The sequence below is a fragment of the Metabacillus litoralis genome (assembly GCF_007994985.1).
Lineage (GTDB): Bacteria > Bacillota > Bacilli > Bacillales > Bacillaceae > Metabacillus > Metabacillus litoralis.
Window position 1 is genome coordinate 292,138 of sequence record NZ_VOQF01000006.1, and the last position, 14,682, is coordinate 306,819.

Consider the following 14,682-nt stretch of genomic DNA (forward strand, 5'->3'; position numbering starts at 1 on the left):
TTCCAAGTTAATTAAGGTCTTTCTGTTTCTTTTCCTTGTTCAGCTTTCTTTCCTGCTTCTTTTGCTTTTTCAGCTCGTTTTTCTGCTGCTTCTCTTTCTTTCTCAGTTTGCTTTTCTGCTGCTTCTCTTTCTTTCTCAGCTCGTTTTTCTGCTGCTTCTCTTTCTTTTTCAGCTCGTTTTTCTGCTGCTTCTCTTTCTTTTTCAGCTTGCTTTTCTGCTGCTTCTCTTTCTTTTTCAGCTCGTTTTTCTGCTGCTTCTCTTTCTTTTTCAGCTTGTTCTTCTGCTATTTCTCTTTCTTTTTCAGCTTGTTCTTCTGCTGCTTCTTCAGACTCTTCTACTTCTTCAGCTTGCTTGTCCGAATCCACTTCGTCTTTATCTTCTACTTCTGCTACCTCAGCCTTTTCATCATCTTCTTCATTTTGTTTTGCTTTTTCTTTTGCTGCAGTTGCTTTTTCTAACGCTTCCTTCTGGTTATCTAATGCTTTGCTAATTCCAGCTTTTGCTGATTCAGGTAAGTCTTCTCTCTCTAATAGAGCCAGTAAATTCTCACTTCTTTTTTCAGCATTTTCTTCAACAATTGTAATTACTTCTGAAACATCTTCACCATTTTCTTCTGCTTCTTCAATTGTTTCTTCAATGATATCAACATGTTCTTCATAGTCTTCGATTAATTCTTTTGCTGTTTCCTCATCGCCGTTATCTAGTTGTTCCTCCGCTTCTACTAAACGGTCCTCGGCATAGTCATCTTGAAGTAATACTTTTTCCTCGGTATCTTCAGTTAACTCGAATTCTGCTTCTTCTATTAAACTAACTGTTTCGTATAATTCTGAATCTGCACTAACAATCTCTTGTTTCTCTTCAGCAAACGCCGAAGTTGCCATTAATAATGTCCCTAATGTAAAACCTGATATAACAAATTTTTTCATCATTCTTTATCCTCTCTTAGTTAAATTGAATTTGTTTTTTAAACTCTATAATTTTTGCTCGATTGACTTCATCGTCGTCTACTTTTCCTACAAACGTTACAATATTCATTTTCTCACCAACTTGAGAAATAGAAACATCTGTTCGAATGCTTTCTTTACGGTTTGAGTGAAAAGATAACGTTTTATCTGTTTCTTCAATTATAGTGATATCACCAGCACCCACTATTAAATCTCTTTTGATTGACTTTACATCCTGTTTAGTAGGTAAGATCGTAATGATGGCTTGTAACTTTTCATTTTGAAAGACAACATTTGAATCTTCTTCTTTACTAAATTTCCAGTCTTTCACTTCACCTATACGAATACCTTTTTCTTTATTTTCATATAAAAACGTTTTAACCTGAACCTGCTTCTCTTTTGAAGGTGAAGTAGCAGATGTCGATTCTATCGTTTCCTCCTTCCCACATCCTACTGTAAAAAGGGTTAATGATAAGATGATAAATAGCTTCTTCATTAAATTCACCTCTTGTGTTATGAGCTTTTATTCTAGGTACCGCATGACAGCTGGCTAACATAGATCAAGTTGACCTTTAGTCCCTATAGCTTTGCGTCACCACCTTTCAGTAGTTTTGCCTTTACTATTTATTTAGTTTTCTATATATCTATACTGAAAGTTGTCGAATTTTTGGAGGGTTTTTTAAAAATCTATTATAAAAATGACAGTTTATTTAATTTTATTTAATTTATACTTTTAAAAAATGATTCCTAGATTGTTTTTAGTTTCCGGAATAAGTATTGATAAATTAATATCTTTGTATTGTGGCTGTAAAATAAGTTAATTAAAATTAATGAAATAAATTAAGTCTGTGCAATTTTCGTGTTTGTGGTCGGTGTTTAATTAATAGAAAATTTTAGTATACGTGTTAATAGTTAACTAAAGGTCAAATCCTTTTATCTTTCTACTTTTTGTTCTAACGTTACTGTTCATTTGACATATCGAAAATAACCGATATACAATATGAACTATGGAACTAATCGATGTTTTTAAGGCATTATCAAATGAAACACGGCTAAATATATTACAGTGGTTAAAGGAACCAGAGAAGCATTTCCCTAAACAAGGAGCTCATTTGCCAAAGGAGGTAAATTATAAAGGTGGGGTATGTGTAGGGGATATTCAAGAAAAAGCCAAAGCTTCTCAATCTACTGTATCTCACTACTTAAATATGATGCAGAAAGCGGGTCTGCTTGAATCTGTTCGTTATAATCAATGGACCTATTATAGAAGAAACGAAGAATTCATTAAACAATTAGCTGAATATTTTAAAACAGAAATCTGATCGCTTGATTTCTGTATTTTTTTCGAATAGTATATCGATTATTCTAGATATATAAATAAATAGGTAGGAGAGAAAGTCTAATGCGTTACTTTGCATATTTACTAGCATTATTAGCAGGAGTTGCCCTAAGTTTTGAAGGAGCAATCTACGGTGAATTAGGCAAATCTATTGGTCAGCTTGAAACAAGTTTTTATAACTTCTTTATGTGATCAATCATTCTTGGATTACTGTGGTTATTCTTTGGAAAAGGTAAACTTTCATATGTGGCAGAAGCACCTAAATGGACACTACTTGGAGGTATTTTAGGGGTTGTTTATTTAACGTCTATAATCATTAGTGTTCCTTTTGTTGGTGTTGGCATAACGATGGTTGCTGTCGTTATTGGTCAACTGGTAATGAGCATGGTGATTGAACATTATGGTTGGCTTGGTGGGAAGCATTATTTAAAAAACATTCTCAAATTGATATTTTAGTTAACAATATGGGGATTTATGAAATTATGAAATATGAGGACGTCGACGATGATGTGTGGGAAAAGTATATCCGTACTAATGTTCTTGCTGCAAATGGATTATCTAAATTTTACTTACCTAAAATGATAAAAAATAATTTTGGTCGAATTATCTTTATTGCGAGTGAAGAAGGAGTTATGCCCTCGGGACAAATGCCTCAATATTGTATGACAAAATCAATGCTATTATCATTGTCAAAAAGCCTATCTAAATTAACAATAGGAAAAGAAGTTACAGTCAATACGATCATGCCGGGACCATCACTCTCCGAAAATGTGTATCAAATAATTGAGGGGATGTACCCTAATGAAGATATGACTTTTTCAGAAAAGGAGAAAAAATTTATGACTACAAATCTACCTCAATCTGAAATCCAACGATTTATCAGGCCAACTGAGATAGGTAGATTAACTACCTTTATATGTAGTCCCTATGCATCCGCTTTTAAAGGTTCTCCAATACGTATGGATGGAGGCATGGTACCGACTATTTTCTAGCACTTTTCCCCTTACTCACTTCTCAAGGTGAGTAAGAATTCTTTCAAAAAACAAATCTTCGTTAAATGCTCAAAAATATGACCTGTATGAGGAAGAAGAATAATGGATTGAACAGGGAGGTTTCATCGGGCCAGACGTGTTAATTCCACTTATCGTTAAAGTGGAATAGTTAGATACTAAAGAGCTCACTAGAGAGGCAATACCACTTATCCAATTCAAAAATAAAAGGGTTAGCTATCAAGATAAATAAGAAAAGGGCTAGGCGGTGGAGCTAGACATTAAAACTAAGTAAATATTTTTCTCATAAAATAACCCCAATCCCTAATATAAGGAACTGAAGCTTCACTCTGATGATCCGTGAAGGATTCGAACCCCCGACCCCTACCCTGTCAAAATTGGGTGGGGAATTAATAGAGGTTAAAGTAATAAAATAGAGTTAATTAAGTATTGGTAAATCAACGTTTTTGGCTTTTGGTTGTAAAATAAGTTAATAGAAATCAATGAAATAAATTAAGTCTGTGCTATTTTTGTGCAATATCCAAGGTTTTGTCGATTAAATAATCATACAATTGCTAATAGGCATCACTCAAAACTTGTTCAGTCACAATCAACTCCGGCTCAGTAGAATCAATAACATCCTGAACACTAAAACCTAGAGCTACTTCTATCAATTTTAATCCATCCTCCGTTACATCAATAACCGCACGATCTGTAATAATTCGATTAACAACATTCTGACCAGTAAAGGGTAACGAACATTTTTTTAGAATCTTGGGCTGGCCGGTCTTGTTCACATGCTCCATGATGACAATAATCTTTTTGGCCCCGTGAACTAAATCCATTGCCCCTCCCATACCTTTGATCATTTTTCCTGGTATCATCCAGTTTGCTAAATCACCGTTTTCTGATACCTCCATACCACCTAAAATCGCTAAATCAATATGACCACCGCGTATCATGCCAAATGATTCTGCATTATTAAAGAAGCTTGCTCCTTTTATGGCCGTTACTGTTTCTTTTCCTGCATTGATTAAATCTGGATCGACCTCCTCTTTTGATGGATAAGGACCAATCCCTAATAACCCATTCTCTGATTGTAAAACAACCTGCTTATTCTCCGAAATATAGTTTGCAACTATGGTAGGCATCCCTATTCCTAAGTTTACATAGAAACCATCTTGGATTTCTTTTTCTGCTCTTTGTGCAATTTGTATTCTTACGTTTTTGGTCATCTTTGTCCCTCCTCTTTTTTATGCTTGAACAGTAAGTCGTTCGATTCGCTTTTTATGCTTACCAACAATAAGTCCTTGAACATAAATACCTGGTGTATGTATTTGATCTGGGTCTAGTTCTCCTACTTCAACAATTTCCTCTACTTCTGCAATTGTTATTGTCCCTGCTGCTGCCATCATAGGGTTGAAGTTTTGAGCTGTTTTGCGATAAATTACATTGCCCATTTTGTCTGCTTTCCACGCTTTAATTAAACTAAAATCAGCTGTAAGGGACTCTTCAAGTAAATACTCCTTCCCATTAAATCCCCTTATTTCTCTACCTTCTGCAATCGGTGTCCCAACTCCAGCTGGGGTGTAAAAGGCCGGAATGCCTACACCACCTGCACGAATTTTCTCTGCTAAAGAACCTTGTGGGGTTAGTTGTACCTCTAATTCACCGCTTAGTACTTGTCTTTCAAACTCTTTATTTTCACCAACATAAGATGAAATCATCTTTTTTATTTGTTTATTTTTAAGTAAAAGTCCAAGTCCCCAATCATCAACTCCACAGTTGTTTGAAATAACGGTCAAATTCTTCACATTCTTCTCACATAGAGCTTTGATGAGGTTCTCTGGTATTCCAACTAGTCCAAATCCCCCAACCATAAGCGTTATTCCGTCCTTAATATCTTGAACTGCTTCTTCAAAACTAGTAAATATTTTTTTCAATTTACTGCACCTCTTTTTCATAGTTTTCTATAATTGTTGAAACTCCTTGACCACCACCGATGCATAATGCCGCTAAACCATATTTTCCATTTCTTCTTTTTAATTCGTGGATTAATGTCGTCAGAATTCTTGCTCCACTTGCCCCAATCGGATGTCCTAAGGCAATGGCTCCACCATTTACATTTAACTTCTCTTTTGAAAATTGAAGCTCTTTTCCAACCGCAAGTGCTTGTGCTGCAAATGCTTCGTTCGCTTCAATTAAATCCAAATCATTGATTGTAAGATCCGCTTTACTTAATGCTTTTTTCGTGGCTGGCACAGGAGCGATCCCCATAATACTTGGGTCTACAGCTGCACTTGCATTAGCACGAATTGTGACTAAAGGTTCGATCCCAAGTTCTTTTGCTTTGCGAAGACTCATCATGAGAACAGCAGCTGCTCCATCATTAATTCCTGATGCATTCCCCGCGGTTATACGTCCGTCCTTTTTAAAAGCTGGCTTTAGCTTTTCTAATGTTTCTACTGTTGTTTCCACCTTTACATATTCATCTGTGTCAAACGAAATTGGTTCTCCTTTTCGTTGAGGAATTTCTACTTCTACAATTTCATCCTTAAATTTCCCTTCTTTTATAGCTATTGCTGCCTTTTCTTGGCTCCATGCAGCAAATTCATCTTGTTCCTGCCGCGTTACTTCAAATTGGTCACAAATATTTTCTGCTGTAATTCCCATGTGATAATCATTAAAAGCACACCACAATCCATCATGAATCATACTATCTATGAGTTTCTGATCTCCCATTCTGTACCCCTCTCTAGCTGCCATAGATAAGTAAGGTGCCTGGCTCATATTTTCCATTCCACCAGCAACAACGATTTCGGCATCTCCTGTTAAAATAGCTTGAGTCGCTAAATGAACAGTCTTTAATCCTGATCCACACACTTTATTTACCGTGAAAGCAGATACATGTTCAGGAAGGCCTGCATGTATAGCAGATTGTCTTGCCGGGTTCTGACCGAGACCCGCTTGAAGTACATTTCCCATGATGACCTCATCAACTTGATCACCCCAAACTCCTACCTGCTCTAGAACAGCCTTTATAACATGTGCACCTAATTGGACGGCACTGAGATTTTTTAAGCTTCCACCAAATTGACCAATAGGTGTTCTTAAAGCGCTTACAATAACAACCTCATTGTGAACCATATACCTTTCCTCCCACTCTATTGTTTAGTCAGAATTTTTAAAATATATTTACTTATTAATTTACAGTATTCCAACTTATGAGTAAAATGAATAATAGTTATATTTTTTATTCAAATACAGAATAAAAGGGTGATGACCTTGGAATTAAAGGATCTTCGCTATTTCACAGAAGTAGCAACTTACGGCAGTTTCACAAAGGCAGCTTCAAGCACCTTTATCTCACAGCCAACATTAAGTAAGTCGATTAAAAAGCTAGAATCAGAGCTTAAAGTAGAATTAATTGAACGTTCGACACGTAAGTTAATATTGACTGATGCAGGAAAAATTGTCCTTAAGCAAGCTAGTAAAATATTAGGGGCTACAGATGAACTTTCTATTCTTTTAGATGACTTAATTAATTTGCCAACAGGAAATATTAAGATTGGGATCCCACCATTGATTGGTACGCTCTTTTTTCCAGAAATAGCGAAAACATTTAAACAGGAGTTTCCAGAGGTTACCCTAGAATTAGTTGAACTAGGAGCAAAACGAATTGAGCAATTAGTTGAAGAAGGTCAAGTTGATGTGGGTATCATTGTTTTCCCTACAGATCATAGCAAATTCGATATTACTCCGTTTATTAAAGAGGAGTTCATGCTTTATACAAATTCAAAGCATAGATTTGCCGAATTGACTAAGGTCAACCTACCACAACTAGCAGAAGAAAGTTTTATCGTTTTTAATCGGGAATTTGCCTTACACGAACTGATTATAAAAGAATGTCAGAAAGTAGGATTTCATCCCAACATTGCTTACGAAAGCTCACAATGGGATTTAATAACAGAACTCGTTGGAGCAGAGCTTGGTATCACGCTATTACCAAAGTCAATCTATAGAAAGATGGATCAAGAAACCATTAAGATGATTAAATTAACTTCACCGCCTATGTGGGAGCTTGGATTTATTACGAAAAAAGAAAGGTATCAATCTTTTGCTGTTAGGGCTCTTTTGAAGTTTGTTGCTGAGAGGTTTTAACAATAAAAACGAAAACATTCAATAAAAAGTTGGAAAACAATAATACTAAAAAAGCTTCACTCTCATAACATCAAGGGAGTGAAGCTTCACAATCATTTTTAGTCATCGATTACTACATTACAATTCCTTTTTAAAATCAAACGTCATAATTGCATTTCCACTTCCTGAAGATTGAGCATAGGTATGGAATGTTGGATGATATTTATCTCCTAACACACCAAGCATCATAGCGAGATGACGTCCTCCTCCTTCTACACCAGCAATTTTAGCATATTGGGGTAACATTTCCTTTGCAAGATTCCAGTTCTTTCCCGTAATATAATCAATAAACTGTTTATCTAATGCTTGCTCAGAAACAGTCGGCATATGGTGACGTCCTCTTACTAAATTATGAGCAAGAGCACCACTGAATATAAACACATACCTTTTGTAGTCGCCATTTAGTACATTACCAATTTCTTGCCCCCATTTATATGTTTCATCTAATCCAGCTGCAAGAGTAATAGATAAATTGACAACCGGAACATCTTCGCTTGGAACAAGATAGCGAAGAGGTACAACGGTGCCATAATCCCACACATATGTTGGATCATTAACTGCAATAACTGGAATTTTTGCTCGTTTACCAGCCATCACTAATTTTTCGCCTAAACTTTGATCTCCAGGGTACTCGTATTTAACATCAGAAATAATGTCGGGACATTCGAATGCAGTTAAAACACCTTTATGTGTTTGTGACACATCAACATAATGATGAAATGTTGATTGCCAATGACACGAAACAATAATAACAGCATCTGGTTTTATTGTTTCAATTTTCTCGGAAATAGCATCCATCTTTGCCACAATATCTTGTTGATATTCAGGTACATTTTCCCGATGACAAATACTTGGAACATGTGCAGCTAAAACACCCAATTCAATTGTCATTTTAAACCTCCATTGCTTTAATAAACTTAATTTGATGCATTACGTTTTTCAACTGATTCACCAGCAATTCCCCAATGACTTTTAGGTATTTCAGTTACGATCACTCTTACATTCTCTTTCGGAACCTCTAATGTAGTCGTGATTGTTTCCGTAATATCAGCAATCACTCTTTCAATTTTCTCCTTAGGACGTCCTTCCATGATGTTAACGTTTACAATTGGCATAATAGAGCCTCCTTTCTATTCTTTTTCTGAAAGCAACCACACTTATTCCCCTACAGAAAAGCTGACTTCGCCTAGTCCATCTAGCTTAGCTGTTACATGATCACCATACGAAAGTTGGACAGCCCCAGTGATTCCTCCTGTCAAAATAACTTGGCCAGCCTTCAACTTTTCTCCTTTTCGATGTAGCATGTTCGCTAGCATGGCAACAGAATTCGCAGGGTGTCCTAAAACAGCCGCTCCTGCACCAAGGTCCTTCATTACTCCATTAATCTTTAAAACAGTTCCAACTAAATCTAATTCTAATTCTTCTGGTTTTCGAATTCTATTTCCCAAAACAACCCTAGAAGAGGATGCGTTATCTGCAATAACGTCTGGCAACGTAAAATTAAAGTTTTCATAACGGCTATCAATGATTTCAAGTGCTCCACAGACATAATCTGTAGCCGCTAAAACTTGAGCTCCAGTGATACCAGGACCTTCAATATCCTTACCTAAAATAAAGGCAATTTCCGCTTCCACTTTCGGATGAATATAGTCAGATAATGAAATTTCTGCTCCATCTTGGATCACCATATTGTTAAAAATGTATCCATATATTGGTTCTTCTACATTCATTTGGACCATTTTTGCTCGACTTGTAAGTCCCATCTTTGGCCCAATTATGGAATGCCCTTGCTCCAGCTTCATGTTGACAAGTTCTTCTTGAATAAGATAGGCTTCCTCTACAGTTAAGTTAGGAGATTTATCTAACGTGATTCTTTTTATATCCGTTCGATTTGATTCAGCTTCTAATAAATATTTAGCTATTTCTTTATTTGACATATTCATTGTCATTCCTCCTATTAAACACTAAGACTACTTTGTTTTTTATTCGCTATTTCAGAAGCCACATCAATAATCATATCCTCTTGACCACCAACAACCTTACGTTTCCCCAATTCTATTAAAATATCACGAGGATCAATGTTAAAGTGTTTGGCTGCGCGCTGTGCGTGTAATAAAAAGCTAGAATACACACCCGCATAGCCCATCACAAGACTATCTCTTGTAATCTCTTGAGGTTGTTTTAATATAGGAGATACAATACTTTCCGCTAAATCCATCATCTTATATAAATCGACTCCACTGTTTAACCCTAGTCTTTCTAGTACAGCTACTAAAACTTCTGTCTGCGTATTCCCAGCGCCAGCTCCTAAACAGCGTACACTGCCATCTATTCTTGTTGCACCTTCCTCAATGGCAACAAATGTATTAGCCATCGCAAGCGATAAATTATTATGAGCATGAAAACCAATATTAATGGTTAGGCTTTGACGAAGGGAACGAATTTTTTCACGAACTTCATTTGGAAGCATGGCTCCGGCTGAATCGACGACATAAACCGTATCTGCTCCATAACTCTCCATTAATTTAGCTTGCTCTACTAACTTATCAACTGGTGCCATATGAGACATCATTAAGAAACCTACCGTCTCCATACCAAGTTCTTTTGCTAAAGTAATATGTTGAGGAGCTACATCTGCTTCTGTTACATGAGTAGCAATTCTAGCCATTTTTGCTCCAATACTAGCTGCTTGCTTCAGCTCATTCATCGTTCCAATTCCAGGTATTAATAAAACAGCCACTTTTGCCTTGTCACAAACCGATACAGCTGCTTCAATCAGTTTCATTTCCTCCGTTAAAGAAAGACCATATTGTTGGGAAGACCCACCTAAACCATCTCCATGAGCGACTTCCATATAAGGCACTCCGGCATTACTTAATGCACGTGCTACATCACGAACTTGGTCGACTGTGTATTGATGACCGATCGCATGACTACCGTCTCGTAAAGCTACTTCTGTAATGAGAACATCTCGGTTATCGTTCATTCCAAACCATTCCTTTCCGCTAAAACTTCTTGTTTAAGAAACAACAGAATTCAGTTTATTTTTAGCCAGTTCTTCCGCTACTTTTACTGCTGAGGCTGTCATGATATCTAGATTTCCAGAGTATTTAGGCAAATAATCTCCTGCTCCTTCAACCTCGATGAATATGGTTACACGGTTTCCGTCAAAAATTGGTTCTGTTCGGAGTCGATAACCTGGTACATAAGCTTGAACTTGTTTGACCATTTCTTTAATAGATGATGTAATTTTATCTTCATCTATTTGTCCTGGTTCGACAACAGCATAAACGGTATCTCTCATTAAAATAGGGGGTTCGGCTGGATTAAGAATAATAATGGCTTTTCCCTTCTTAGCTCCACCAATCTCCTCAATCCCACGTTTCGTCGTTTGAGTAAATTCATCTATATTCGCTCTTGTTCCAGGACCTGCACTTTTACTTGAAATGGTTGCAACAATTTCGGCATATTCAACAGGGCAAATCTTATTTACCGCATGAACAATTGGAATTGTCGCCTGACCTCCGCAAGTAATTAAATTGATGTTAGGAACGTTTAAGTTTTCCCCCAGATTAACCGGAGGGACAACAAAAGGCCCTCTTGCTGCTGGAGTTAAGTCAAGGACTTGCTTGCCAGCTTCTTTTAAAAGTTTCGCATGTCGAACATGGGCTTTTGCCGATGTTGCATCAAAGAAAATATCAGCGTCATCACTGTTATTTTCTAAAAATTCCTCTAATCCGTTCGTATAGGTTTGATAACCTCGTTCTCTTGCCCTAAATATTCCATCAGAATGAGGATCAATTCCGATCAAAGATGTTAACTCAAGTGTTTCAGATCTTTCTAGCTTCAGCATTAAATCTGTCCCGATATTCCCAGTACCTATGATTGCTACTTTTATTTTTCCCATATGAATCTCCTTTCCCCTGAGCTTATTATGAAGAAAAGCGAACTGAAACTTCTCCTAAACGAGCAATTCTTGCTGAAAAGATATCGCCTGGTTTTGCTTCTACAGCTGCAGAAAGTGCACCTGAGAGAATAACTTCTCCAGCTTTTAATGGAATATCAAATTCGCTTAATTTATTAGCAAGCCATGCTACACAATTTGCCGGATGTCCCATTACGGCTGCTCCAACTCCCGTATTAACGATTTCACCATTTTTTGATAAAACCATGCCAATTTGTTCAAGGTCTACAGAATCCACTCGAACAGGTTTTCCACCTAAAACATAATGACTGCTTGAAGCATTATCTGCTATCGTATCTTGTAGTTTGATTTTCCAATCCTTCACACGACTATCAACGATCTCTATGGAAGGTAAAATATAATCTGTTGCTTGAAGCACATCAAGTGCAGTTACATTTGGTCCTTTTAAATCCTCTTTTAGCACAAACGCAATTTCTGCCTCTACTCTAGGTTGCATAACTCGATCAAAAGATAGCTCAGTTCCATTTCCAACGACCATTTCATCTAGTAAGTGGCCATAATCTGGTTCATCCACACCAAGTAATTGTTGCATCGCAAGAGATGTTAAGCCAATTTTCTTTCCAACAATTGTTTGACCTTGGGCTAATTTGTGTTTAATAAGTTCTAATTGGACGGCGTACGCATCTTGAGTTGTAAAAGTTGGATTTTGTTCAGTTAAAGCCGCAATTCCGACTCTTTCTTTTTCTGCTTGTAATAATTGATTAGCAAATAACACGGTTGATTCCATCTTGATTGACCTCCTATTTTAAAGTTTGATACAAATGTTTTTCAACTCGCTATAAAACTCAAAGCTGTGCATACCGCCTTCACGACCGATTCCACTTTGCTTCATACCACCAAATGGAGTTCGTAAATCTCTTAAGAACCAAGTATTAACCCAAATAATTCCAGCTTCTACTTCATTTGCCACTCTATGAGCTCTGCGAAGATCATTCGTCCAAATGGAAGCACTTAGTCCGTAATGAGAATCATTTACTTGAGCAATGACCTCATCCTCTAAATCAAATGGAATCACAGTGACAACAGGTCCAAATATTTCTTCACGAACACATCTAGCATTTCGATCTAAGTCTGTAATGATCGTTGGCTCAATAAAATACCCTTTTTCTAGCCCTGAAGGACGACCTCCACCAATACGGATTGTTCCTCCTTCTTCCTTCGCAAGCTCAATATATCCTAAAACGCGCTCATAATGTTCTTTTCCAATCATTGCACCAATTTTTGTTTTTTCATCAAATGGATCTCCAACAACAAGCTCTTTTGTTTTTGCTACAAACTTTTCAATAAACTCTTCATAAACTGGACGTTCAACATAAATTCTTGATCCACATAAACAAACCTCACCTTGATTGATAAAGCTAGACTTAATAGTTGTTTCTAGTACTTCATCAAGATCAGAATCAGCAAAGATGATATTTGGGTTTTTCCCGCCTAGTTCATATGAAAGCTTTTTAAGTGAATTTGCTGCTGCCTTCATGATCGCTGTACCAGTAGAGGTTTCACCGGTGAATGTAATCGCATCTACATCAGGATGTTCTGTTAAAGCTGATCCAGCAGAGTTAGGTCCAAAACCATGTACTACGTTTACAACACCATCTGGTACTCCAGCTTCTTTACAAATTTCCGCTAAAACGGTTGCCGTCATTGGTGTCCATTCAGCTGGTTTCAATACAGCAGTATTTCCTGCAGCTAAACACGGAGCAAGTTTCCACGTTAATAGAAGTAATGGGAGATTCCACGGATTGATTAACCCAACAACTCCTACTGGCTTACGTACTGAATAGTTGATGGCTATATCATCATGTTGATAAGCCTCAGTTCCCATTGTTGTCATGTAGTCAGCAAAGAAATGGAAGTTATAGGCTGCTCTCGGGATATCGATCGTACTTGATAACCAAATTGGTTTTCCTGTATCAAGAGATTCTAATCGCGCTAACTCATCTTTTCTTTCTAATATTAAATCTCCAATTTTACGTAATACTTTAGAACGTTCTGTTAAAGGCATTGTTTTCCATCGACCGTTTAGTGCTCTTCTAGCTGCAGATACAGCTAAGTTAATTTCCTCCTCCCCACCTTCAGCTACAGATCCTACTATCTCTTCATTTGCTGGATTCGTATTTATAAATGTTTTGTTATTCATAGAATCCATGTATTGCCCATTAATAAAATGTCTACAATCAATTCCTGTTGCTGTAGTAATCGCTTCCATAACCATTCCTCCATTACATAAAATGTTTTCATTTCTTTGTAATGTTAGAATAGTACAAAATCGTCCCTTATAAAACATCAATGTTCTTATATATGGAACGAATTGAAGTTTTTTAAAAAATATTTTGATTATTCTCTTTATTCACTCTATGTGATATAGTGAAAGAAAACCTCATAAAGGAATATCGTTCCTCTATGAACAACAGATTGGAGAGTAAACAATGACGGAAACGACTAAAAAAGATTACACACTTTCATCTGTAAAAAATGCACTTCGTATCTTACGAAAATTTACAATGGATCAACCTGAACTAAAAATTACTGAGCTTGCTCGAGAGTTAGACCTTGGTAAAAGTACAGTGAGCAGACTGATGTCAACATTAGCAAGTGAGGGCTTTGTTGAAAAAGATCCAGAAACACAGCGTTATCGATTAGGTTTATCTATCCTTTCACTTGCAAGTGTTTGTACATCAACTTTTGAGATTCATAAGGAAGCCATGCCAGTTTTACATGAACTTGTTGAAAAAACAGGTGAAACTGCTCACCTAGCAATTCTTGATGGCTTAGATGTCATTTACTTACACAAGGTCGAAAGTAAGCACCATGTACGTGCTTTCACCCATATCGGTAAAAGAAATCCCGCCTATGCAACGAGCTCTGGAAAGGTGCTTTTAGCTTTTAACAATGAACAAAGAGTAGAAAAAACGATTGAAAACGGATTAGAGCCATTTACACAACATACCATTACAGATCAGAAAACATTAATGGAAACCCTTACAAATATTCGCAAACAAGGTTATGCCGTAAGTACGGAAGAAATATCTGAAGGTGTTGTCTCAATTGCTGCTCCAGTAAAAGACTACACAGGACAAGTCATTGCCGCTGTTAATATCGTTGGACCTATTCAACGAGTAAACGATCAAACAATTCCATCACATATTAAGAGAGTTGTAGAAGCAGGTAAAGAAATTTCTAGACGTTTAGGTTATCGATTTAATCATTATTAATACTTAAAAG

Annotated in this window: 15 protein-coding genes, 2 pseudogenes and 1 riboswitch; of the genes and pseudogenes, 5 read left to right on the forward strand and 12 right to left on the reverse strand. The window is 36.7% G+C overall.

Going from position 1 to position 14,682, the window contains the following annotated elements:
* Nucleotides 1-11: 11 nt before the first annotated feature.
* Complete coding sequence (locus tag FS935_RS12115) at nucleotides 12-929, reverse strand: DUF5667 domain-containing protein (protein ID WP_146948850.1); 918 nt, start codon at nucleotides 927-929, stop codon at nucleotides 12-14.
* Nucleotides 930-942: 13 nt separating this feature from the next.
* Nucleotides 943-1,440: a hypothetical protein gene (locus FS935_RS12120; RefSeq protein WP_146948851.1), complete on the reverse strand. Its 498-nt coding sequence runs from the start codon at nucleotides 1,438-1,440 to the stop codon at nucleotides 943-945.
* A 42-nt stretch (nucleotides 1,441-1,482) separates the two neighbouring features.
* Nucleotides 1,483-1,570: riboswitch (cyclic di-GMP riboswitch) on the reverse strand.
* Nucleotides 1,571-1,951: 381 nt separating this feature from the next.
* Here FS935_RS12120 and FS935_RS12125 point away from each other — a divergent pair.
* From FS935_RS12125 to FS935_RS12135, 3 genes and pseudogenes are all read left to right on the forward strand, one after another.
* Nucleotides 1,952-2,266 carry an ArsR/SmtB family transcription factor gene (locus FS935_RS12125; RefSeq protein ID WP_146948852.1) on the forward strand — a complete coding sequence of 105 codons (315 nt, stop codon included), beginning with the start codon at nucleotides 1,952-1,954 and terminating at the stop codon, nucleotides 2,264-2,266.
* Between the two features lie 80 nt (nucleotides 2,267-2,346).
* Nucleotides 2,347-2,739, forward strand: a pseudogene (locus FS935_RS12130) (DMT family transporter).
* A pseudogene (locus FS935_RS12135) lies at nucleotides 2,700-3,275 on the forward strand (SDR family NAD(P)-dependent oxidoreductase); the annotation flags it as partial. The pseudogenes FS935_RS12130 and FS935_RS12135, both read left to right, overlap by 40 nt.
* Nucleotides 3,276-3,847: 572 nt before the next feature.
* On the opposite strand, the gene FS935_RS12140 reads toward FS935_RS12135, so the two are convergent.
* From FS935_RS12140 to FS935_RS12150, 3 genes are read right to left on the reverse strand one after another with little or no spacing between them, the layout of a single operon-like run.
* Nucleotides 3,848-4,507: a 3-oxoacid CoA-transferase subunit B gene (locus FS935_RS12140; RefSeq protein WP_146948853.1), complete on the reverse strand. Its 660-nt coding sequence runs from the start codon at nucleotides 4,505-4,507 to the stop codon at nucleotides 3,848-3,850.
* Nucleotides 4,508-4,525: 18 nt separating this feature from the next.
* Nucleotides 4,526-5,215 carry a CoA transferase subunit A gene (locus tag FS935_RS12145; protein ID WP_146948854.1) on the reverse strand — a complete coding sequence of 230 codons (690 nt, stop codon included), beginning with the start codon at nucleotides 5,213-5,215 and terminating at the stop codon, nucleotides 4,526-4,528.
* A gap of 1 nt (nucleotide 5,216) precedes the next feature.
* Entirely contained in the window at nucleotides 5,217-6,419 is a 1,203-nt protein-coding gene (locus tag FS935_RS12150) for an acetyl-CoA C-acetyltransferase (RefSeq protein ID WP_146948855.1), read from the reverse strand.
* A gap of 138 nt (nucleotides 6,420-6,557) precedes the next feature.
* On the opposite strand from FS935_RS12150, the gene FS935_RS12155 reads away from it, so the two are divergent.
* Nucleotides 6,558-7,433, forward strand: coding sequence for a LysR family transcriptional regulator (locus FS935_RS12155; RefSeq protein ID WP_146948856.1), 876 nt, complete (start codon nucleotides 6,558-6,560; stop codon nucleotides 7,431-7,433).
* A 117-nt stretch (nucleotides 7,434-7,550) separates the two neighbouring features.
* Here FS935_RS12155 and FS935_RS12160 read toward each other — a convergent pair whose 3' ends face one another.
* Genes FS935_RS12160 through FS935_RS12190 form a run of 7 tightly spaced genes read right to left on the reverse strand, consistent with a single transcriptional unit; the run spans nucleotide 7,551 to nucleotide 13,666 of the window.
* Nucleotides 7,551-8,363: a DODA-type extradiol aromatic ring-opening family dioxygenase gene (locus FS935_RS12160; protein WP_146948857.1), complete on the reverse strand. Its 813-nt coding sequence runs from the start codon at nucleotides 8,361-8,363 to the stop codon at nucleotides 7,551-7,553.
* A gap of 26 nt (nucleotides 8,364-8,389) precedes the next feature.
* Entirely contained in the window at nucleotides 8,390-8,587 is a 198-nt protein-coding gene (locus tag FS935_RS12165; protein WP_146948858.1) for a 4-oxalocrotonate tautomerase, read from the reverse strand.
* A 42-nt stretch (nucleotides 8,588-8,629) separates the two neighbouring features.
* Nucleotides 8,630-9,421, reverse strand: coding sequence for a 2-keto-4-pentenoate hydratase (locus tag FS935_RS12170; protein WP_439116644.1), 792 nt, complete (start codon nucleotides 9,419-9,421; stop codon nucleotides 8,630-8,632).
* An 8-nt stretch (nucleotides 9,422-9,429) separates the two neighbouring features.
* Nucleotides 9,430-10,458 (reverse strand): 4-hydroxy-2-oxovalerate aldolase, encoded by a 1,029-nt coding sequence (gene dmpG, locus FS935_RS12175; RefSeq protein WP_146948860.1) that lies wholly within the window; start codon nucleotides 10,456-10,458, stop codon nucleotides 9,430-9,432.
* Between the two features lie 33 nt (nucleotides 10,459-10,491).
* On the reverse strand, nucleotides 10,492-11,379 hold the full coding sequence (locus FS935_RS12180) for an acetaldehyde dehydrogenase (acetylating) (RefSeq protein ID WP_146948861.1): 888 nt from the start codon (nucleotides 11,377-11,379) through the stop codon (nucleotides 10,492-10,494).
* A gap of 25 nt (nucleotides 11,380-11,404) precedes the next feature.
* Nucleotides 11,405-12,184 carry a 2-keto-4-pentenoate hydratase gene (locus FS935_RS12185; RefSeq protein WP_146948862.1) on the reverse strand — a complete coding sequence of 260 codons (780 nt, stop codon included), beginning with the start codon at nucleotides 12,182-12,184 and terminating at the stop codon, nucleotides 11,405-11,407.
* A gap of 18 nt (nucleotides 12,185-12,202) precedes the next feature.
* Nucleotides 12,203-13,666 (reverse strand): aldehyde dehydrogenase, encoded by a 1,464-nt coding sequence (locus FS935_RS12190; RefSeq protein ID WP_146948863.1) that lies wholly within the window; start codon nucleotides 13,664-13,666, stop codon nucleotides 12,203-12,205.
* Between the two features lie 220 nt (nucleotides 13,667-13,886).
* Between FS935_RS12190 and FS935_RS12195 the strand changes: the two genes are divergently transcribed.
* Complete coding sequence (locus FS935_RS12195) at nucleotides 13,887-14,672, forward strand: IclR family transcriptional regulator (RefSeq protein WP_146948864.1); 786 nt, start codon at nucleotides 13,887-13,889, stop codon at nucleotides 14,670-14,672.
* The last annotated feature ends 10 nt before the right edge of the window (nucleotides 14,673-14,682 follow it).